General features: G+C 49.1%; 20 protein-coding genes. 12 read left to right on the top strand and 8 right to left on the bottom strand.

Features of this window, described 5'->3' with window-relative positions; genetic code table 11:
• Positions 1-15: 15 nt before the first annotated feature.
• Entirely contained in the window at positions 16-807 is a 792-nt protein-coding gene (nei, locus tag A9180_RS11455) for an endonuclease VIII (protein ID WP_064528922.1), read from the top strand.
• On the opposite strand, the gene A9180_RS11450 is transcribed toward nei, so the two are convergent.
• Both A9180_RS11450 and A9180_RS11445 read right to left on the bottom strand, forming a co-directional pair.
• Positions 804-1,850, bottom strand: coding sequence for an AbrB family transcriptional regulator (locus tag A9180_RS11450; RefSeq protein ID WP_064528921.1), 1,047 nt, complete (start codon positions 1,848-1,850; stop codon positions 804-806). The two genes, nei and A9180_RS11450, sit on opposite strands and share 4 nt — an antisense overlap.
• A 179-nt stretch (positions 1,851-2,029) precedes the next feature.
• Positions 2,030-2,743 carry a FadR/GntR family transcriptional regulator gene (locus A9180_RS11445; RefSeq protein ID WP_064528919.1) on the bottom strand — a complete coding sequence of 238 codons (714 nt, stop codon included), beginning with the start codon at positions 2,741-2,743 and terminating at the stop codon, positions 2,030-2,032.
• Positions 2,744-3,005: 262 nt separating this feature from the next.
• On the opposite strand from A9180_RS11445, the gene A9180_RS11440 reads away from it, so the two are divergent.
• The 8 genes from A9180_RS11440 (at position 3,006) to A9180_RS11405 (ending at position 9,834) form a co-directional block, all read left to right on the top strand.
• The gene (locus A9180_RS11440; RefSeq protein WP_064528917.1) at positions 3,006-3,692 is read left to right on the top strand and encodes an RraA family protein; all 687 of its coding nucleotides are present in this window, start codon (positions 3,006-3,008) and stop codon (positions 3,690-3,692) included.
• 12 nt (positions 3,693-3,704) lie between these two features.
• The gene (locus tag A9180_RS11435) at positions 3,705-4,718 is read left to right on the top strand and encodes a zinc-binding alcohol dehydrogenase family protein (protein WP_064528911.1); all 1,014 of its coding nucleotides are present in this window, start codon (positions 3,705-3,707) and stop codon (positions 4,716-4,718) included.
• An 11-nt stretch (positions 4,719-4,729) separates the two neighbouring features.
• Complete coding sequence (locus A9180_RS11430) at positions 4,730-5,485, top strand: SDR family NAD(P)-dependent oxidoreductase (RefSeq protein WP_064528909.1); 756 nt, start codon at positions 4,730-4,732, stop codon at positions 5,483-5,485.
• A 14-nt stretch (positions 5,486-5,499) separates the two neighbouring features.
• Entirely contained in the window at positions 5,500-5,811 is a 312-nt protein-coding gene (locus A9180_RS11425; RefSeq protein WP_074399540.1) for a UxaA family hydrolase, read from the top strand.
• On the top strand, positions 5,811-7,007 hold the full coding sequence (locus A9180_RS11420) for a UxaA family hydrolase (protein WP_074399539.1): 1,197 nt from the start codon (positions 5,811-5,813) through the stop codon (positions 7,005-7,007). The genes A9180_RS11425 and A9180_RS11420 overlap by 1 nt, the downstream gene beginning before the upstream one ends.
• A 78-nt stretch (positions 7,008-7,085) precedes the next feature.
• Positions 7,086-8,003, top strand: coding sequence for a C4-dicarboxylate TRAP transporter substrate-binding protein (locus A9180_RS11415; RefSeq protein ID WP_410402964.1), 918 nt, complete (start codon positions 7,086-7,088; stop codon positions 8,001-8,003).
• Positions 8,004-8,062: 59 nt separating this feature from the next.
• Positions 8,063-8,524 carry a TRAP transporter small permease gene (locus tag A9180_RS11410; RefSeq protein ID WP_064528901.1) on the top strand — a complete coding sequence of 154 codons (462 nt, stop codon included), beginning with the start codon at positions 8,063-8,065 and terminating at the stop codon, positions 8,522-8,524.
• Positions 8,524-9,834, top strand: a complete 1,311-nt coding sequence (locus A9180_RS11405) for a TRAP transporter large permease (protein WP_064528899.1) — start codon at positions 8,524-8,526, stop codon at positions 9,832-9,834. Before A9180_RS11410 ends, A9180_RS11405 begins: the two co-directional genes overlap by 1 nt.
• A 275-nt stretch (positions 9,835-10,109) precedes the next feature.
• On the opposite strand, the gene A9180_RS11400 is transcribed toward A9180_RS11405, so the two are convergent.
• The 6 genes from A9180_RS11400 to A9180_RS24250 all read right to left on the bottom strand — a co-directional run bounded on the left by A9180_RS11400 (position 10,110) and on the right by A9180_RS24250 (position 17,030).
• Positions 10,110-11,171 (bottom strand): fimbrial protein, encoded by a 1,062-nt coding sequence (locus tag A9180_RS11400; RefSeq protein WP_064528897.1) that lies wholly within the window; start codon positions 11,169-11,171, stop codon positions 10,110-10,112.
• Positions 11,168-11,902, bottom strand: a complete 735-nt coding sequence (locus A9180_RS11395) for a molecular chaperone (protein ID WP_064528895.1) — start codon at positions 11,900-11,902, stop codon at positions 11,168-11,170. Before A9180_RS11395 ends, A9180_RS11400 begins: the two co-directional genes overlap by 4 nt.
• Positions 11,903-11,916: 14 nt before the next feature.
• Positions 11,917-14,376, bottom strand: a complete 2,460-nt coding sequence (locus A9180_RS11390; protein WP_074399538.1) for a fimbria/pilus outer membrane usher protein — start codon at positions 14,374-14,376, stop codon at positions 11,917-11,919.
• A gap of 100 nt (positions 14,377-14,476) precedes the next feature.
• Positions 14,477-15,043 carry a fimbrial protein gene (locus tag A9180_RS11385; protein WP_064528893.1) on the bottom strand — a complete coding sequence of 189 codons (567 nt, stop codon included), beginning with the start codon at positions 15,041-15,043 and terminating at the stop codon, positions 14,477-14,479.
• 391 nt (positions 15,044-15,434) lie between these two features.
• Positions 15,435-16,718 carry a citrate synthase gene (gene gltA / locus A9180_RS11380; protein WP_064528891.1) on the bottom strand — a complete coding sequence of 428 codons (1,284 nt, stop codon included), beginning with the start codon at positions 16,716-16,718 and terminating at the stop codon, positions 15,435-15,437.
• 204 nt (positions 16,719-16,922) lie between these two features.
• A complete protein-coding gene (locus tag A9180_RS24250) occupies positions 16,923-17,030 on the bottom strand; it encodes a hypothetical protein (RefSeq protein WP_123057984.1) in 108 nt (35 codons plus the stop codon).
• 380 nt (positions 17,031-17,410) lie between these two features.
• Between A9180_RS24250 and sdhC the strand changes: the two genes are divergently transcribed.
• From sdhC to sdhA, 3 genes are read left to right on the top strand one after another with little or no spacing between them, the layout of a single operon-like run.
• Positions 17,411-17,815 (top strand): succinate dehydrogenase cytochrome b556 subunit, encoded by a 405-nt coding sequence (gene sdhC / locus A9180_RS11370; RefSeq protein WP_064528889.1) that lies wholly within the window; start codon positions 17,411-17,413, stop codon positions 17,813-17,815.
• A complete protein-coding gene (gene sdhD / locus A9180_RS11365) occupies positions 17,809-18,156 on the top strand; it encodes a succinate dehydrogenase membrane anchor subunit (protein WP_064528887.1) in 348 nt (115 codons plus the stop codon). Before sdhC ends, sdhD begins: the two co-directional genes overlap by 7 nt.
• Positions 18,156-19,922, top strand: a complete 1,767-nt coding sequence (gene sdhA / locus A9180_RS11360; protein WP_064528885.1) for a succinate dehydrogenase flavoprotein subunit — start codon at positions 18,156-18,158, stop codon at positions 19,920-19,922. The genes sdhD and sdhA overlap by 1 nt, the downstream gene beginning before the upstream one ends.
• The last annotated feature ends 14 nt before the right edge of the window (positions 19,923-19,936 follow it).

Raw genomic sequence — 19,936 nt, 5'->3', positions numbered from 1 at the left:
AAAAAGGATATCACCATGCCTGAAGGCCCGGAGATCCGCCGTGCAGCGGATAACCTGGAGGCGGCGATCAAAGGCAAACCACTAACTGATGTCTGGTTTGCCTTCCCGCAGTTAAAACCTTATCAATCACAACTTATTGGTCAGCATATCACTTATGTGGAAACGCGCGGCAAAGCGTTGCTGACCCATTTTTCCGACGGTTTAACGCTCTATAGCCATAATCAGCTTTACGGCGTCTGGCGCGTAGTTGATACCGGCGAAGAGCCGCAGACCACGCGGGTGTTGCGGGTAAAACTGCAAACTGCCGACAAAACCATTCTGCTTTATAGCGCCTCGGATATTGAGATGTTGACGGCGGAACAACTGACAACGCATCCGTTCTTACAACGCGTTGGCCCTGATGTGCTCGACCCGAATCTGACGCCGGATGTGGTGAAAGAACGGTTATTGTCGCCACGCTTTCGTAACCGTCAGTTTGGCGGATTGCTGCTCGACCAGGCGTTTCTTGCAGGGCTTGGCAATTACATGCGCGTGGAGATCCTCTGGCTGGTCGGGTTGACCGGAAGCCATAAAGCGAAAGATCTTAACGCGGCGCAACTGGATGCACTCGCGCACGCGCTACTGGATATTCCGCGTCTTTCTTATGCTACGCGGGGGCAGGTGGATGAAAATAAACATCACGGCGCGCTGTTCCGCTTTAAGGTTTTTCATCGTGATGGCGAGAAGTGTGAACGCTGTGGCGGCATCATTGAGAAAACCACGCTGTCATCGCGCCCGTTTTACTGGTGCCCTGGTTGTCAGCACTAGGCCGTACGCTTCGGCGCATAGGTTGAAATAAACCGCGCAATGGCTGGTCCTGTGAGCAAAATACTGAACAGACGCAGGGTCTGCATTGCCATAATGAGTGCCATATCGGCATTACTCCCTGCGGCGATGACCGCCACCGTATCAAGCCCGCCGGGGCTGGTAGCGAGGTAGGCGGTCATAAAATCAATGTGCATAAACCGGGTCAGTCCCCACGCCATACCCGCACAAATAGCCAGCAGAGCAAAAATCGACAGCAGAATTTGTGGCAGCGGACGTAGTGCTCGCAGAAGAATTTGTTTATCGAAACCAAGACCAATCCGCCAGCCAATCGCCATATATGCCATTGCCAGCAGCCATTCCGGTAACTCAATCGTGATGAACTCACCAGACTGGAGTACCGCGCCTGCCAGCATCGGTATAAGCATCGTGCCGGAAGGTATACGCAACAGGCATCCCGCTGTACCCGCAATGACAGCGAGCAAAATCGTAAGCAGGAGATTAATGCTGACTGGCGGGAACCAGACGATCTGCTGGTTAACCGCTTCAGCGTTGTCGCCCAGCATCATCCGCGTAACCAGAACAGCCGCGCCTGCGACAAACAGCACCCGCAGATACTGCATAAACGCCACCAGGCGGATATCTGCGCCGTAATCCTGCGCCATTGCGACCATTGCCGCCGCGCCGCCAGGCGAGGAACCCCAGGCACCAGTATTTCCTGGCAGTGAGCTATAGCGCACCAGTAACCATCCCACGATAGCGCTGGAAAGCAACGTCACCAGTAAAATAGCTAACACAATCGGCCAGTTAACCGCCAGCGTGGTGAGAATTGAACCTGTCAGGTTTTGCGCAATCATGCAGCCAAGAATGGCTTGCGCGGCGAGAAAAGCGGAGCGGGGGAGTTGCAGGGTAACCCCGCGCATACTGAAGATGATCCCGGCGATCATCGGTCCAAGCAGCAGCGCTGCCGGGAGATGTAAAGCGAGGAAGCCAATAGAAAGGAGAAGTGACAACACGCATAACATTCCCCACTGTAGCACTGGCATCCATCACTCCCTGTTTAACTTACCTTTGGTGTATCGATACAGCATAAAGAATGCGCCTTAACGAAAAAATAGCGGTAATCAAGAAAAAGACAGATTTTGGCTAAAGGGCGTATTAAGCACCGTTGTCTCCCTCTCGTTTGTTAAAGAGGGAAGAGTCAACGATCGAACTGAAATAAGTCTTATGGCGAGGAATTATTGATCAGTGCACTGACCGGGCTGTCGAAGTGTGATTTCATGGCTTGAGTCGCAGTTTCGACATCTCTGGCACACACTGCGTCGCAGATTTTCTGGTGTAGTGTGATGATGTGATTACCGTACTCTTTCTGATCGCTTTGTGCGTTTAACCCCTCCTGGATGGATTGACGTAATTGTTGATGCAATGCCTGCAATAACATCATAAAAAGCGGATTTTTTGAGGCAACGGCGAGTAACTGATGGAAACGGATATCATGGGTGATAAAGCTTTCGACATCATCGAACTGTTCGCGGATTTTTGCCATTTCAGCCCGTAGGTTAGCAAAATCTTCCTCTTCGCCATTGCGGGCAGCCGCTTCCACGACCCCAAGCTCCAGCCAGCGGCGTACTTGCAGAATTTGCTCTGTTGTCACTTGTTCGGTCGCCAGGGCAAATCCAAACACCACACGCAGCACTTCATCATCAAACTTTTTGATTCGTGGCACTTTACCGCTGCGCGTCTCCAGAATCCCCAGGGCAGCAAGTGAACGATAGGCCTCACGCACAATTCCCCGGCTGACGCCCAGTTTCTGAATCAACTGGACTTCACTGGGAACTGGCATCCCCGGTGTCAATTTTTGTTCGGCGATCAGATTAAGAATATGATTTTTGACCTGTGACGATAACGTTACGCTGGTCAATAACGCACTCTCACTCATTTTTACTCCTGTTGTACTTTTTCCTGGCCGGTAAAATCCAGAATGCCGGGGCTGTATCCTTCATATTTTCCTCCAGAACCCTTGATTATCAATAGACTAATGCGCCTGTGCGCCCGCCATGCAGTACGAATCAAAGACATATTGCGTCAAAGCGTGACGCAGAAATAGCAAATACACAATTTTTTCGTGACGCCCTTCGCAGTATTGTGCGCTTTTTCTCCTTACCCTGTAAACCTGTTAAACAGGCTTACAGGTAAAAGTAATGTGGAAGAATGATAACGAACTATTTGCGTTGATGAAAACCCGGCTATTTACCGCCGTGGTTGGCGATATTCTCGACACGCTGGGCTATATGCACCAGTTTGTTTCTCCGGCGATCAAGCCGCTGGATGTGAATATGGTGGTGGCAGGCCGGGCAATGCCGGTGCTGGAGTCCGACGTTTACGAAACCAAATCGACGTCGGGTAAGACGGCGATTGGCGAAAAACCGTTTGGCATCATGTTTGAAGCGCTGGACGCCCTCAAAGAGAACGATGTTTACATCACGACTGGCAGCTCTCTGCGCTATGCCTTGTGGGGCGGGTTGATGTCGACCCGTGCCATGCATCTGAAAGCAGCAGGTGCGGTACTCGATGGTTACGCCCGTGACTCTGCTGAAATTCTTGAGCTGAAATTTCCCACCTTTTGTCATGGCACTTACGCCCAGGATCAAGGCCCGCGCGGCAAGGTCATCGACTTCGGCGTACCCATTGAATTTCACGGTGTGCGGGTGAATCCGGGCGATATCGTGTTTGGCGATCGTGATGGCTTACTGATCATTCCTCAGACCGTTGAGAAAGAAGTTATTACCCTGGCTCTGGAAAAAGTGGCAACCGAAAGCGAAGTTCGCAAAGCCATCAGTGATGGCATGAGTACGGTACAGGCCTTTGAAACCTTCGGCGTAATGTAAGGAGAGCAACGAATGAAGGCATTAACAATTGAGCAGGGAAGTCAGGCGCGATTTGTTGATATCCCCGAACCGCTCTGCGGTAAAGGAGAAGTGCTAATCAATGTTGAGCGTGTCGGGCTGTGTGGCTCTGACCTCAATACCTGGCGGGGGCTGAATCCGCTGGTTAATTATCCCTGTATTCCGGGGCATGAAATTGGCGGCACGGTGCTGGCAACTGGCGATATGGCAGGTGCAGTCAAGCCGGGTGACCGGGTGGTCGTGCTGCCTTGCACTGAGTGTGGCGTGTGCAGCTCCTGTCTGAGTGGTCGCCCTAACGCCTGTAAGAACAACCAAACTCTCGGTGTGCAACGTCAGGGTGGGATGGCGCAACAACTAACGATGCCTGCACATAAAGTCATTGTCTGTAATGCCTTAAGCGTTGATGAGTTAGCGCTGGTAGAACCGCTGGCGGTGGGACTACATGCTGCCAGACGTGCGCAAATTAATGTGGGTGAATGGGTAGCGGTTATCGGTTGTGGGGTAATTGGCCTTGGCGCTATTGCTGCTGCATCCGCTATGGGAGCGCGCGTAATTGCTATCGATATTGATGATCGCAAGCAGAACATTGCCCAGGAGTGCGGCGCGCAACGTTTTCTTAATTCGCTGCAATGTGACGTGGCGGCAGAACTGGCGCTGTTAAATGACGGCCGCGGTCCGGAAGTGGTGATTGAAGCGGTGGGTAATCAACAAACCATTGAACAGGCTACAGGGCTGGTGGCCTTTAGCGGTCGCGTGGTTTATGTCGGTTACGCCAAAAAGCCTGTGAGTTATCAGAGTGCGCAGTTCCTGATGAAAGAGCTGGATATCCGTGGTTCCCGCAATGCCACCGTGGCGGATTTTCGTGCCGTGCTGGCATTGATGGAGTCCGGGCGTTATCCGGTCAGTAATCTGGTGAGCGCTCACTACCCGCTGGAACAAGCTGATCACGCTTTTAGCGACTGGGCAAGTGATCCCGGCGCGTATACCAAAATCCTCATTGACCTTTAAGGAGCGACACTATGAATGCTTTTTCTTTACATAACAAAACCGCGTTGATCACCGGTGCAGCCAGTGGACTGGGGCTGGCAATGGCACAGTGCATGATCGCCAGTGGTGCAAAAGTCATTATTGCTGACCTGAACGGTGAACTGGCACAAAAGACAGCCGGAACACTGGGCGAGCAGGCGAGTTGGATACAAATGGATGTCGGAGATTTCGCAGCCGCGCAGGAAAAAGTTGATGCGCTTATTAGCGAACACGGGGCGATCGATATCCTGGTCAATAACGCAGGCAATCACTGCAAAAAACCGATTGAAGAGATGAGCGTCAGTGATTTTGAGTCAGTGCTCGACGTTCACGTAGTCGGCGCATTTGCGTTAACCAAAGCCCTTGTGCCGCATATGAAACAACGCGGTCAAGGTTGTGTTCTGTTTACCGCCTCTATGACCTCATTTCTTGGGCAGCCTCTGGTTACTGGCTACAGCGCTGCGAAATCAGCCTATCTCGGCATGATTCGCGGTATGACCACGGAGCTTGCCGGACACGGGATTCGCGTCAATGGCATTGCGCCTGGTTGGATCGATACACCAATGTTGCGTAAGGCCATTGAGGGGGATGACGAACGTCGTAACAAAATCCTTGGTCGTACACCGATGAAAAAATTCGGCAATCCGGAAGATATCGGTTGGGCTGCGGTTTATCTGGCTTCAGATGCAGCGGCGTTTGTCAGTGGTCAGGTGCTGGTGGTTGATGGCGGCGCATTGATCGGTTTCTGATGTACGGAGGAATTATGCGCAAACGAGCGTTAAAGCTTCATGCCAGAGATAATTGCGTGGTCGCGCTGAATGACATCGCCAGTGGCGATGTTGTCTGGTGGGATGAGGGGGAAATGGTGGCTTGTAGTTCCGTGACGCTGGGCCACAAACTGGCCAGTGAAGCGCTGAAAACGGGAGATTCGATTCTGAAATATGGCGCCATTATCGGCCATGTCACTCGCGATATTGCCCGGGGTGAACACGTGCATTCCCATAATCTTGCCAGCAATGCCATCGCCATTTTTCATCATGATGATGCCGGCTATCAGCCAGAGGAAAAAGCATAATGGAAGGTTATGTACGGCAAAATGGCCGACCGGGTATTCGTAATACTGTGCAGGTAATCTTTATGGTGGAGTGTGCCAGCCATGTCGCTAAAAAGATTGCCGAGGGATTTCCTTGTCATGATGTGCAGTATTTTGGTTTTTCAGGTTGTTATCCCAGTGATTACGGCTACCGGCTGGTTAAAAATCTGGCGACTCATAGCAACGTCGGCGGCGTACTGATTATTTCGCTGGGATGCGAGAATTTTGATCGCCGTCGGCTGGAGCAAGAAGTACGAGAAAGTGGGCGACCGTGCCATACGCTGGTCATTCAGGAAAATAAAGGTACGACCAACACCATTACGCTGGGTAAGCAGTTGGTCGCTGGAATGCTGGAGCAGCTTGCGGATACACCGCGTTGCACCCTGAACTGGAGTGACCTGGTGGTTGGCACTATCTGCGGTGGTTCCGATGGCACCAGTGGTATCACGGGCAATCCGGCAGTAGGGCGCGCCTTTAATCAGTTGCTGGAGAAAGGGGCTACCTGCATTTTTGAAGAAAGCGGTGAGTTGCTTGGCTGTGAGCAACATATGATGTCGCGCGCGGGTAGTCCGCAAGCACGTGATGCCATCGAAGCGGCAATGGCAAAAGCAGAGCGTTATTACAGTTTGATGGGGCTGGGGAGCTTTTCTAACGGTAATGCCGAAGGTGGCTTAACCACTCAGGAAGAAAAATCCCTCGGGGCTTATACCAAGTCGGGCGATGCGCTGATTGCTGGCGTTATTTTACCGACGCAACAAACGCCCTTTCCTGGGCTTTGGTTGATGGACGTGGTGCCTGATGGCGAACCTCGTTTTGGTTATCCGAATATTAATGACTCCTCAGAAGCACTGGAACTTATCGCCTCTGGCTGTCATATGGTGTTATTTACCACGGGGCGCGGTTCAGTTATTGGTTCCGTGATCGCACCCATTATTAAAGTGTGTAATAACCCGCAGACGTGGGAGCATTTATCTGACGATATGGACGTTAATGCCGGACGTATTATTAGCGAAGGCGCAACGCTCGACGATATTGCAGACGATATTATGCAATTGATTGAAAATGTCGCCAACGGTAAACATTGTGCCGCAGAACGACTGGAACACCAGGAGTTTGTTTTAACGTATAAAGCATTTGATTACAGCAAAAGTGCAGTCTGTCGGGCAGATCCCCGTTAATCGATAAAGCTCTTACAGGTAATAATAATGAAAAAATTACTGGCACCATTTTTATTTCTTTTCGCTTTATTAAGTCCGATGCTGAATGCCGCACCGGTAACTATCAAAATCGCCTATGAAAGTAACCCCGGCGAACCAGCGGATACAGTAGTGAAGTACTGGGCAGAACTGGTGAAGAAAAAAAGCAATGGAGATATTGTTTTTGAACTTTACCCAAGTTCACAGTTAGGTTCAAAACAAGATATTACTGAACAAGCACTGATGGGGATGAATATTATCACCATCAGTGATGTAGGTTTTTTAACTGACTATGATGCAGACCTGGGTATATTGTTTGGGCCATATTTAACCGAAGATCCGCAGAAACTGTTTGCGATTTATGCCAGTGACTGGTTTAAACAAAAAGAACAGAAACTGCGGGAAAAAGGTGTGCATATTGTCATGAGCAACTATCTGTACGGCACTCGACAGATCATTGCTAAAAAACCGATTCGTACACCAGAAGACCTGAAAGGGATGAAGATCCGCGTGCCGAATAACGTCATGCAGATTAAAGCCATTGAAGCAATGGGTGCAACTCCAACGCCAATGCCGCTGGGAGACGTTTATCCGGCGCTGACGCAGGGGATGATCGATGGTGTGGAAAACCCGGTTTCTGTTCTGTATGGGCAAAAACTGCATGAGCAGGCGAAATATCTGTCAATGGTGAACTATCTGACCAATACATCATTATGGTTGGGCGGCGAAGCGTTTTTCAGTACCCTGACACCTGCGCAGCTAGATATTATTCACCAGACAGCGTATGAAGCTGGTTTATATAGCCAGAAAATTACCACTGAGCAAGATGCGGCAATGTTGAAAACCATGCAGGAGCAGGGCGTGGAAATTATCTACCCTGACGTGTCCCCTTTCAAAGAAAAAGCGTTAAAAGTCTATCAACAATTCCCGGAATGGACCCCTGGTTTATATGACACCATTCAGCAACAGCTGAAATAACTTCATGGCATAAGGACAGGTCGGTGTTTCGGCACCGACCGTTAAGAGCAGAGGTGTTTATGCGTCTTTTAGGGAAAGTGATTGAAGTTGCTGCGGTATTAACGCTCTTTATATTGGTAATCATGACCATTGCTGCGGTAATAATGCGCTACTGTTTGAATATGCCATTGCAGTGGACAGAAGAAGTTTCCGGTTTATTAATGATTTGGGTAGTCATGTTTGGTGCGGTCGTTGCCGAACGAGATAATACCCATTTGTCGATTCCATTTTTAGCTGATGCACTGACACCACGCGGGCAACGTGTTTTAACATTATTTGTCTCTCTGATATCTATTGTTTTACTGATTGTTATGGCCTTGTCTGCATGGAAATTAGCTGCCGGGACAGCCTTTAAGACCACGCAAATATTAAAAATATCCTGGTTTTGGATCGATATTGCAGTCACGGTTGGCGCTATCGGTATCGCTTGTTTTACTGCCTTACACCTGATCAAGAAAACTCCACGCAAGGAATGTGAATAATGACAGCATTGAGTGAATTACTGGCAGGAAGCTGGCTGGATAACTGGCTGATGATCATTCCGCTTATGTTCATCTGTTTATTTATCAACATGCCGGTATGGCTGGCGATGTTTTGCGGTATTCTGACCTACTTCCTTTGCTATTCAAACGTGCCGTTAATGGTGGCAATTCAGCGTTTGATTGCCACGACACAAACCCCTTCGCTGTTAGCTATTCCGTTTTTTATCTTATTAGGCACGTTAATGAGCTATACCGGTATTGCCGCGCGTATTTTGCAAATTGCCAACGTGTTGATTGGCAGAATGCGCGGTGGTCTGGGTGGGGCTAATATTCTGGTCAGTACCATGATGGGCGGTGTCAGCGCTTCTAACCTGGCGGACGCCGCGATGTTATCGCGCATGATGGTGCCGGAAATGGAACAGAAAGGATATTCCCGGGGCTTTGCGGCGGCAATAACAGCTTGTGGTTCGCTGATTACACCAATCATTCCACCGGGTATTGCGCTGATCCTGTATGGACTGGTAGCGGATGTTTCCATCGGTTCCATGTTTATGGCCGGGATCCTGCCGGGCCTGCTGTGCTCCGCGATGTTGATTGTCACCGTATGGCTGGTGGCTATTCGGCGCGGTTTAAAACCTTCCAGCGAACACTGGCCAAAACCGAAAGAAGTGTCAGTGGCGCTGGTGCAGGCCTGGCCAGCACTGTTCTTAATCGTTGCGGTTATCGGTGGTATTCGGGCAAATATCTTTACGCCAACAGAAGCCGGAGCCGTAGCAGTATTATTGGTGATGTTTATTGGTTTTGTGATTTATCGCGAACTGAAAATCAGCCATGTATTTACTGCGCTCTCTGAGACGGCGCGTTCCACGGCATCGGTCATGTTAATCATTATGGCAAGTGCCGCGCTGGGCTGGATATTTTCTCTTGAGCGGGCAGGGATAACGGTTGCGGAGTTTGTCACTACTCTGACCGATAATAAATATGTCTTTTTATTGATTATCAATCTATTGCTGCTGGTGCTTGGCATGTTCCTTGAAGGTAGCGCCATCCTGCTGATATTAGTCCCATTACTTAAACCTGTGGTGGCTCATTTTGGCATTGATCCGGTACATTTTGGCATCATCATGATCCTCAACTTATCGTTAGGAACGTTATCACCACCTGTCGGAACAGTGATGCTGCTGGTATGTAATACCGTGCAGGTTTCTGTCGGGCAATTTATGCGTGAAGCGGTGCCATTACTGATAAGTCTGATTTTACTGCTGTTGGTTATTACCTATATCCCGGCAATATCTTTGCTGCTGGTTTGAATAATAAATGTAATATGCTTTGATTGAGAATGACCCCCGTGATTTTTTTTCGGGGGCATTTTATCCAGAGACTTTTGTACTATTTCCTTGCGATGAGCAACCTGAGCGCAAAAAGAGATAGGCTAAATCAGAAAATTCCGCGCGAGGGAAGCAGTGCAGGGTGGTGAGTATGTTTTTCACTCTGCTGGTTAAAAAAAGTTCTGACCAGAAGGCCAGAACGTTGATAACAATATAACGACAGTGACACATACAACGCTCTATCCGCGTGAATAGAATCAGTTGTAGTTAATTTTGAATAGCACCACGGTATCAAAGGGGCCGGGATCAATTGGCGTGCCGCTTATAGATGACAGTTCTGCCGTATAGGTTTTTTCATAGACCAGCATGTCGCTGGTAAAGTCGGCGTATTCAGAATATTTATTGAATGTATAGGGTGAAGAATTTTCATCCAGCATACGCAGTCGTAATCCATTACCCACGAGCAACGCCTGATCGCCTTCCACCAGTGTTTCTTCGGTATAAAACGAAGAACTGACTTTGAAGCCATCGGTGCACTCACCATTTTGGGTTTTGGTCGTTTTGATGGAAAACGTTTTTGTCATATTGTGACGGCGAATATCCAGCACGTTAAATTTGCCAAAATCGATGACCTGATTATCGGGAGTAATGGCGAAGTCGACACTACAGTCAAGAACACGAATATTTTCCAGCCCATAGATGTGATATTTCAGGTTTTTGGCCGAGGGATCTTCGTTGACGCTGCCAGCGCCATCAAATTGTACGATAGTGTAATCGTTAAGGGTGCTTTGGTAATCGTGCGGCGGCATTTCGCGTAGTTTGACGTATAGTCGCATACGCGCCATAAACGTTCGCGATTTATGGATAGCTGCAGGATCACCAGAGCAAATTTTATTTTGCCATCCCATAGCGATAATTTGCTCTGGTGTATACATGTCAATTTTTTTACTGTCGATACATTGGTTAGTATCGATACGGCTTTTTCCGAGGCTGGCGTCATAATCAGCACCGTTATAGGTTACGCCGAGTTGATAGTAACGATCCTGCATGCCGGGGTAGGGGTTTACCCAGGCATAAACATGCTCACTTTCGAAATCACCGTTGGTATTGTTATTACAATAGACGGGGATTTTAATATCATCGGATTCCCAGATTTTATCTCCCGGTTTGGCGTTAGCCGGGACGGCGAATGACATAATCGTTTCTGATTTTTCCACTGGGCCGCCTGAGGCGCCAAAATAACAGTCCATCGCCAACGCGTTTTTTAAGGGCAGAAATAACAAACAGGCAATGAGTAACAGTCCTTTGCTTATACTCATTGTTTATTCTCCACCACGCGCTGCATTTTGCATTGCCCCTGACAGTTGAGCGTAGTCATACGCAACGCGCCATAGTCATCCATATAACCAAGATAAAACTGGTTGCCGTTATAGTTACCCGTACTGGCGATTGCCGAAGAAAAAGGCGCTATGAGCGTACTTTTAAAACCGGGCAAAATGCCTTTTTGGTCGCGGCCAAGATAGGCGATGGTCAGGTAATAAGGCGTTGGGTTTTTCAGGGTAAGCTGATTATTTTGCTGGCTGACCTGTAATTGTAGTTCCACATGCTCGCCCGATTTTTTGCGTAATCCGGCGGGCCGCCAGAACAACTTTATACGGCTCTGGATAGCAACCTGAAGGATGGCATGACCGGTTCCTTTTTCCGGGGCTGGGGGGATCTCACGCAGGTTATAGTAAAATAGCGATTCACGATCGGTCGGCAATTGACTGGTGGAAGATTGCTTGACGATACGCGCCTGCGATGTCGCTTTCGCTTCCAGACGTTGGATTGGTGGCAAGGCGACGAGGAAATCATCGCTTTTATCCCCTTTGTCATTTTCTATCCATGAGTATGCGAGATAGGGAAGTTTATCGCTGCGATTTTCTATTCGCAGGCTGGTCGCTTTATCTTTGGCGTTAAACACAATACGAGTGCGATCGGGCTGTAAGGCGGCATGGCTGCATAAGCTCACGATCAGCAGAATAAGGGGCATTCCTTTAAAAATTGCCATTGTCTTTTCCTTAATTAATGACAGGGGAGAATCAGGCGTTTACTCATATCTTCCAGGTGCTGAGGAAGCTGAATTAAACAACGCTGTTGATCACCCCAACGTATTGTGAATCGCTGACTTTCACCCACACCACTTAACCAGGCGTGGCCATCTTCCCCCACCATTCCGACGCTGATTCCGCTTTCTTCTTGCCGGATATCGGCGCCGAGTGGCGGGAAATGTCCGCTGGCGTCACGGATGATAACGTTAACATCTTTTCCGGAACGTGAAGCCAGCGCTTTATAGCCGATTGCACCTTCCGTCCAGGTTTCTTTGACCACGTTTTCGGATACCGTGACGCCGTCGGGCAAGTCGTTCATATTGACCGTGACAGTTGAGGGTTGGTAGCTGGAAACAAACGGTACGACCGCAATGCCAAAACGGTTGGTGTAGTCGAGATTACCCTGAATGGGAATGTCGGCCACACCGTCTGTACTGACCATAAGACGAGGTTCGTTGGTGGAGCTACGGCGATGAAACGCAGCGCCATAGCGTGTAGCAGTAAAGGAGCCACTCCAGCTGGTGCTGGCAGAGCTGTAATCATTAGCGGCGTACGTACCAGACAGATCCCACTCGCCGGCAGAACTAAAATGCTGATAATTGCCGCTAACCTGTGCGCCATTGTCAGGGCGGTCAGATTGTAGTCCGGTTGATATTCCCCAACTGTTACGGTCATCCAGGGTATCGTTCCATGACATGCGGTGTGAGGTGCTATTTTTGCTGTCCTGCATGTCATAACCAATGCGGCCACCGTTACCAACAGGCAATGAAATCGACAGGTAAATCTGGTTATCACGAGCTTTGTCTTCGTAATGTGTGGTGTTAAACGAGGTTGAGACGGAAATATCTTTCCAGTCACCAATATCAACGTTGAAGCCAGCGGTAATATTGGCGGTTGTGGAAGACTCCGCATTCCACCAGGTTTGACGCAACAGGTTGACGTACAGGTTGAGATTCAGCGGTGCAATGGGTTGCCCGGCGGAAAGGCTGATTGTCTTTTTTTCATCCTGAGCATCAGCGTCATTGTATTTATGATCGATATAATTGGCGTAGCTATGGAAATGGCGATCGGAGAAACGATACGCCGCTATCGAAAGAAGACTGTCGGTGGCATCTATCCGTTTACTGTAGTTAACGCGATAACTGTAACCTTTCTCGTCCGGTTGATTATCAAAACGACTTTTAGCCCAGGTCACGTCAAAGGAGAGCGCCCCCAGCCACAGCATATTTTGCCCGATACCCAGCGCGCCAGAATGATAATCGTCCCCGGCGAGAATCAACCCGCCATACAGTGAAGTATTGGAGAGCATCCCCCAGGAAACTTCATTACTTAAAAACGTTTCGTTTTCAGTATGATGAGATAAAGAAGGGCGCGGACGACCCGCAGCAAGTTTATAACGCACCTGCCCCTGGCGGGTCAGAAAAGGCGTTGACGCTGCGGATACCTGGAAATTATTAACCCGGCCATCTTCCTCCGTCACTTTGACATCCAGTGTGCCTTGAACAGACTGATTCATGTCATCAATGATGAAAGGGCCCGGTGGGACTTTTTTCTGATAAATGACGCGTCCGGTATGGCTTATGGTGACGGTAGCGTTAGTTTGCGCCACGCCGCTAATTTGCGGTGCGTATCCGCGTAATTCCCAGGGAAGCATTCGGTCATCGCTGGTCAGGGCGGCACCGGTATACGAAAAACCGTCAAAAATATTGGAGCTGAGATCGGTTTCGCCAAGCGTTAATCTGGAGCCTATTTGTGGTAGCGGGCGAAACAGATAGGTTCGGGAAATAGCCCCGGATTGATTGTGCACATCACCGTTGTCGGACTGGTTGAGTTGGTAATCGCTACGCAACCGCCATGCTCCGGCGTTAATACCCGTTGTACCGTAAGCATTCAGATTGGTATTACTGCTCCCTTCTTGCGGACGATAAGTGCTGGCAAACAGGTTGTAGTCCAGCAAGATACCCGAAACGCCAGCATCCCATGTTTCAGGCGGCGCCCAGTTGTCTGAATGCCATGCCAGCCAGGCTTGTGGAATCGTGATATTAAGCTGTTGGTTGGTCTGAACAAACGTAAAGTTGATTTCCGGCAGGCTGCTAAAATCGAAACACTGATTAACCTGCGGCAATGTCTGGCGGATTTTTTCTTTAAGGCCAAATTTATCCAGTAGTGAATCATTGATACAAGGAATTATTTGATCGTTGTTTTTTTGCCAGTGAATAGTTTGCCCGCTGCTGATTTGAATATTATTAACAACGACGCTAACAAAATAATCACCGGGAACGATAGCGCCTTTTTCATTGAGCAGAGAAATATCAACGCTATCGCGCATCGATTTATCAAGTACGTTAAGGTTGAACTCCACCGCCAATGCAGATGAAATAGTCATTGTCAGGCAGGATAAAACAGAAAATCGATAAATATTCACGGCATCCATACCTGGTAAATATTTGAAGAAAGGCGGCTAACTTGCCGCCATAATACATTTAATCACTCAAGCCGTCATATGCATAGACTAAAATATGACAACGCTATAATTATTTATAATCCAGAACATAGGTTGCGTTAGCGGTGACTTCACCAGCAGTCACAGGAGTACCGTTATCAATCTGCTCCATCCAGGCGAAGAAGTTCAGGGTTTGTTCTGTGGCAGTGGGTTCCAGCCCAATATCAGGACTTGCTGTACCCAGAGTGATGTTGGACTGGTCTTTGTTCATTAAGCGCACGCCAACACCTGTGGCTTCACCAGCGCTGGTGTTACTGAGCATTGGGGAGGCTCCTGTCGTTTTCGCCGAACTATCAAAGGTTACTGCGACTTTTGATATTGGGGTACCTGAACCGTTATCTGAACCTGGCAGGTCACAGTTAACTAAATGAATATCGACAGGCGTCAATGCGCTGTGATGATCCTGGTTGATGCGGCTCTTGGTTACCTCACCAAGATTGACTTGTTTATCAAGGTCTTCCTGTTTAATTTCACAAGGCGCTTCAATAATTTCGCCCTTAAAGTGAATTTCACCAGAGCCTTCATCAGCAGCATAAACAGGGGCAGAAATTAACAGAGATACGGCCAGTGCCGCCAGTGTTTTTTGTCCTTTAAACATAACGGAGTCCTTAGAGGAAATAAAAAAAAGATATAGCGATACAGAATAACTTATTTGAATATCAAATGTTTTTAGTTTTATTTTAAAATATTGTTAACTTTATTAAATGCAAGTCTAATTAATTGACGCGATGAATTAATTGTTTAATAAAAAGGAGACGGGATTATTAGAGATGTTCCTCATTTTCATGGAGTTAAAAATGTTGCTATCAGGAGAGGGTAATTAAAAAATAATTAGTCTGCTTATAAATTGAACGGTGTTATTTTTTTACAATATCTATGTTGGTCCGATAATGGATTTCATCTTTACAATTTTTTGCGTGCAGGCATATAAAAAATAACCCGCCATAGAAAAGACGGGTTAGAAAGATTTACTGCCAGACAATCAACGATTAACGCTTGATATCGCTTTTAAAGTCGCGTTTTTCATAACCGGTGTACAGCTGACGCGGACGGGCAATCTTCATGCCGTCGCTGTGCATTTCGCTCCAGTGAGCAATCCAGCCAACGGTACGGGCCATGGCGAAGATGACGGTGAACATGGAAGACGGAATACCCATCGCTTTCAGGATGATACCAGAGTAGAAATCGACGTTCGGGTAGAGTTTCTTCTCGATAAAATACGGGTCGTTCAGCGCGATGTTTTCCAGCTCCATGGCCACTTCCAGCAGGTCATCTTTGGTACCCAGTTCTTTCAGCACTTCATGGCAGGTTTCACGCATTACGGTGGCGCGCGGGTCGTAGTTTTTGTACACGCGGTGACCGAAGCCCATCAGACGGAAAGAGTCATTTTTGTCTTTCGCACGACGAACAAATTCCGGAATGTGTTTAACCGAGCTGATTTCTTCCAGCATTTTCAGTGCAGCTTCGTTGGCGCCGCCGTGTGCTGGTCCCCACAGAGAGGCAATACCTGCCGCGATACAGGCAAACGGGTTTGCGCCCGAAGAACCTGCGGTACGTACGGTAGAAGTAGAGGCGTTCTGTTCGTGGTCAGCGTGCAGGATCAGAATACGGTCCATAGCACGTTCCAGAATTGGATTGACTTCATACGGCTCGCACGGCGTGGAGAACATCATGTGCAGGAAGTTACCGGCGTAGGAGAGGTCATTACGCGGGTAAACAAATGGCTGCCCGATGGAGTATTTGTAGCACATCGCTGCCATGGTCGGCATTTTCGACAGCAGACGGAACGCAGCGATTTCACGATGGCGCGGGTTATTGACGTCCAGAGAGTCATGATAAAACGCCGCCAGCGCACCAGTAATACCACACATGACCGCCATCGGATGCGAGTCACGACGGAAAGCGTGGAACAGACGGGTGATCTGTTCGTGGATCATGGTATGACGAGTTACTGTGGTTTTGAATTCGTCATACTGTTCCTGCGTTGGTTTTTCACCATTTAACAGGATGTAGCAAACTTCCAGGTAGTTAGAATCGGTTGCCAGCTGATCGATCGGGAAGCCACGATGCAGCAAAATACCTTCATCACCATCAATAAAAGTAATTTTAGATTCGCAGGATGCGGTTGAAGTGAAACCAGGGTCAAAGGTGAATACGCCTTTCGAACCAAGCGTACGGATATCGATAACATCTTGACCTAGCGTGCCTTTCAGCACATCCAGTTCAACAGCTGTGTTCCCATTGAGGGTGAGTTTTGCTTTTGTATCAGCCATTTAAGGTCTCCTTAGCGCCTTATTGCATAAGACTGCCGGAACTTAAATTTGCCTTCGCACATCAACCTGGCTTTACCCGTTTGTTATTTGGCTCGCCGCTCTGTGGAAGAGAGGAAACCTGGGTACAGAGCTCTGGGCGCTTGCAGGTAAAGAATTCATTGATGACGAATAAACGGCGAATCAAGCACTTAGCAATCCGAATTATTAAACCTGTCTATCACTAATAACTGTCTCGAATGTATTGGTCAATACTTCCACACTGTTACATAAGTTAATCTTAGGTGAAATAGTGACCCCATAACTTTTACGCATTATATGCTTTTCCCGGTAATGTTTGTAACAACTTTGTTGAATGATTGTCAAATGTGGTGGTTAAAAATTAAATAAATGTTGTTATCGTGACCCGGATCACTGTTCTGGATAAAACCAGACAAACTATATGTAGGTTAATTGTAATGATTTTGTGAACGGCCTATACTGCCGCCAGGTCTCCGGAACACCCTGCAATCCCGAGCCACCCAGCGTTGTAACGTGTCGTTTTCGCATCTGGAAGCAGTGTTTTGCATGACGCGCAGTTATAGAAAGGACGCTGTCTGACCCGCAAGCAGACCGGAGGAAGGAAATCCCGACGTCTCCAGGTAACAGAAAGTTATCCTCTGTACCCGTAGTCCCCAGGGAATAATAAGAACAGCATGTGGGCGTTATTCATGATAAGAAATGTGAAAAAACAAAGACCTGTTAATCTGGACCTACAGACCATCCGGTTCCCCATCACGGCGATAGCGTCCATTCTTCATCGCGTTTCCGGTGTGATTACGTTTGTTGCAGTGGGCATCCTACTGTGGCTTCTGGGTACCAGCCTCTCTTCCCCTGAAGGTTTCGAGCAAGCTTCCGCCATTATGGGCAGCTTCTTCGTGAAATTTATCATGTGGGGCATCCTTACCGCTCTGGCATATCACGTCGTCGTAGGTATTCGCCACATGATGATGGATTTTGGCCATCTGGAAGAAACATTCGAAGCGGGTAAACGCTCTGCCAAAGTCTCCTTTGTCATTACTGTCGTGCTTTCAATTCTTGCAGGAGTCCTCGTATGGTAAGCAACGCCTCCGCATTAGGACGCAATGGCGTACATGATTTCATCCTCGTTCGCGCTACTGCTATCGTCCTGACGCTTTACATCATTTATATGGTCGGTTTTTTTGCTATCAGTGGCGAACTGACATATGACGTCTGGATTGGTTTCTTTGCCTCTGCGTTCACTAAAGTCTTCACTCTGTTGGCACTGTTTTCCATTTTGATCCATGCCTGGATAGGCATGTGGCAGGTGTTGACCGACTACGTTAAGCCACTGGCCGTGCGCCTGATTCTGCAACTGGTGATTGTCGTTGCACTGGTGGTTTACGTGATTTATGGATTCGTTGTGGTGTGGGGTGTGTGATGAAATTGCCAGTCAGAGAATTTGATGCAGTTGTGATTGGTGCCGGAGGCGCAGGTATGCGCGCGGCGCTGCAAATTTCCCAGAGCGGCCAGACCTGTGCGCTGCTCTCTAAAGTTTTCCCGACCCGTTCCCATACCGTTTCTGCGCAGGGCGGCATTACCGTTGCGCTGGGTAACACCCATGAAGATAACTGGGAATGGCATATGTACGACACCGTAAAAGGGTCGGACTATATCGGTGACCAGGACGCGATTGAATATATGTGTAAAACCGGGCCAGAAGCGATTCTGGAACTGGAACACATGGGCCTGCCGTTCTCGCGCCTTGATGATGGTCGTATCTATCAACGTCCGTTTGGCGGCCAGTCGAAAAACTTCGGCGGCGAGCAGGCGGCACGTACTGCGGCGGCTGCCGACCGTACCGGTCACGCACTGCTGCACACGCTTTATCAGCAGAACCTGAAAAACCACACCACTATTTTCTCTGAGTGGTATGCGCTGGATCTGGTGAAAAACGCCGATGGCGCGGTGGTCGGTTGTACCGCACTGTGCATTGAAACTGGTGAAGTGGTTTACTTCAAAGCTCGCGCTACCGTGCTGGCGACTGGCGGGGCAGGGCGTATTTATCAGTCCACCACTAACGCCCACATTAACACCGGCGACGGCGTCGGCATGGCTATCCGTGCAGGCGTACCTGTGCAGGATATGGAAATGTGGCAGTTCCACCCGACCGGTATTGCAGGTGCGGGCGTACTGGTAACCGAAGGTTGCCGTGGTGAAGGCGGTTATCTGCTGAACAAACATGGCGAACGCTTTATGGAACGTTATGCGCCGAACGCCAAAGACCTGGCAGGGCGTGATGTGGTGGCGCGTTCCATCATGATCGAAATCCGTGAAGGTCGCGGCTGTGATGGTCCGTGGGGACCGCACGCAAAACTGAAACTCGATCACCTGGGTAAAGAAGTTCTCGAATCCCGTCTGCCGGGTATCCTGGAACTCTCCCGTACCTTCGCTCACGTCGATCCGGTGAAAGAGCCGATTCCGGTTATCCCAACCTGTCACTACATGATGGGCGGTATTCCGACCAAAGTGACTGGTCAGGCGCTGACGGTGAACGAGAAGGGCGAAGATGTGGTGATCCCTGGCCTGTTCGCGGTAGGTGAAATTGCCTGCGTATCAGTACACGGCGCCAACCGTCTGGGCGGCAACTCGCTGCTGGACCTGGTGGTATTTGGTCGTGCGGCAGGTCTGCATCTGCAAGAGTCTATCGCCGAGCAGGGCGCACTGCGCGATGCCAGCGAGTCTGATGTAGAAGCTTCTCTCGATCGTCTGAATCGCTGGAACAACAACCGTAACGGTGAAGATCCGGTGGCGATTCGTAAAGCACTACAAGAATGCATGCAGCATAACTTCTCGGTCTTCCGTGAAGGTGATGCGATGGCGAAAGGTCTTGAGCAGTTGAAAGTGATCCGCGAGCGTCTGAAAAATGCCCGTCTGGATGACACTTCCAGCGAGTTCAACACCCAGCGCGTTGAGTGCCTGGAACTGGATAACCTGATGGAAACGGCGTATGCAACGGCTGTTTCTGCCAACTTCCGTACCGAAAGCCGTGGCGCACATAGCCGCTTCGACTTCCCGGATCGTGATGATGAAAACTGGCTGTGCCACTCCCTGTATCTGCCAGAGTCGGAATCCATGACGCGACGTCAAGTCAACATGGAACCGAAACTGCGTCCGGCATTCCCGCCGAAGATTCGTACTTACTAATGCGGAGACAGGAA

The organism is Escherichia sp. B1147 (assembly GCF_001660175.1).
GTDB classification, from domain to species: Bacteria; Pseudomonadota; Gammaproteobacteria; order Enterobacterales; family Enterobacteriaceae; genus Escherichia; species Escherichia whittamii.
This window is presented reverse-complemented; position numbering and strand designations above follow the sequence as displayed.

What these genes read in the sequence shown, in the direction of transcription:
- A9180_RS11440 (WP_064528917.1), top strand. Translation starts at nt 3,006, where the DNA reads ATGTGGAAGAATGATAACGAACTATTTGCGTTGATGAAAACCCGGCTA.
- A9180_RS11390 (WP_074399538.1), bottom strand. Translation starts at nt 14,376, where the DNA reads ATGGATGCCGTGAATATTTATCGATTTTCTGTTTTATCCTGCCTGACA.
- sdhD (WP_064528887.1), top strand. Translation starts at nt 17,809, where the DNA reads ATGGTAAGCAACGCCTCCGCATTAGGACGCAATGGCGTACATGATTTC.
- A9180_RS11385 (WP_064528893.1), bottom strand. Translation starts at nt 15,043, where the DNA reads ATGTTTAAAGGACAAAAAACACTGGCGGCACTGGCCGTATCTCTGTTA.
- A9180_RS11435 (WP_064528911.1), top strand. Translation starts at nt 3,705, where the DNA reads ATGAAGGCATTAACAATTGAGCAGGGAAGTCAGGCGCGATTTGTTGAT.
- gltA (WP_064528891.1), bottom strand. Translation starts at nt 16,718, where the DNA reads ATGGCTGATACAAAAGCAAAACTCACCCTCAATGGGAACACAGCTGTT.
- A9180_RS11450 (WP_064528921.1), bottom strand. Translation starts at nt 1,850, where the DNA reads ATGCCAGTGCTACAGTGGGGAATGTTATGCGTGTTGTCACTTCTCCTT.
- A9180_RS11445 (WP_064528919.1), bottom strand. Translation starts at nt 2,743, where the DNA reads ATGAGTGAGAGTGCGTTATTGACCAGCGTAACGTTATCGTCACAGGTC.
- A9180_RS11405 (WP_064528899.1), top strand. Translation starts at nt 8,524, where the DNA reads ATGACAGCATTGAGTGAATTACTGGCAGGAAGCTGGCTGGATAACTGG.
- nei (WP_064528922.1), top strand. Translation starts at nt 16, where the DNA reads ATGCCTGAAGGCCCGGAGATCCGCCGTGCAGCGGATAACCTGGAGGCG.
- sdhC (WP_064528889.1), top strand. Translation starts at nt 17,411, where the DNA reads ATGTGGGCGTTATTCATGATAAGAAATGTGAAAAAACAAAGACCTGTT.
- sdhA (WP_064528885.1), top strand. Translation starts at nt 18,156, where the DNA reads ATGAAATTGCCAGTCAGAGAATTTGATGCAGTTGTGATTGGTGCCGGA.
- A9180_RS11420 (WP_074399539.1), top strand. Translation starts at nt 5,811, where the DNA reads ATGGAAGGTTATGTACGGCAAAATGGCCGACCGGGTATTCGTAATACT.
- A9180_RS11415 (WP_410402964.1), top strand. Translation starts at nt 7,086, where the DNA reads ATGCTGAATGCCGCACCGGTAACTATCAAAATCGCCTATGAAAGTAAC.
- A9180_RS11410 (WP_064528901.1), top strand. Translation starts at nt 8,063, where the DNA reads ATGCGTCTTTTAGGGAAAGTGATTGAAGTTGCTGCGGTATTAACGCTC.
- A9180_RS11430 (WP_064528909.1), top strand. Translation starts at nt 4,730, where the DNA reads ATGAATGCTTTTTCTTTACATAACAAAACCGCGTTGATCACCGGTGCA.
- A9180_RS11400 (WP_064528897.1), bottom strand. Translation starts at nt 11,171, where the DNA reads ATGAGTATAAGCAAAGGACTGTTACTCATTGCCTGTTTGTTATTTCTG.
- A9180_RS11425 (WP_074399540.1), top strand. Translation starts at nt 5,500, where the DNA reads ATGCGCAAACGAGCGTTAAAGCTTCATGCCAGAGATAATTGCGTGGTC.
- A9180_RS24250 (WP_123057984.1), bottom strand. Translation starts at nt 17,030, where the DNA reads ATGCGTAAAAGTTATGGGGTCACTATTTCACCTAAGATTAACTTATGT.
- A9180_RS11395 (WP_064528895.1), bottom strand. Translation starts at nt 11,902, where the DNA reads ATGGCAATTTTTAAAGGAATGCCCCTTATTCTGCTGATCGTGAGCTTA.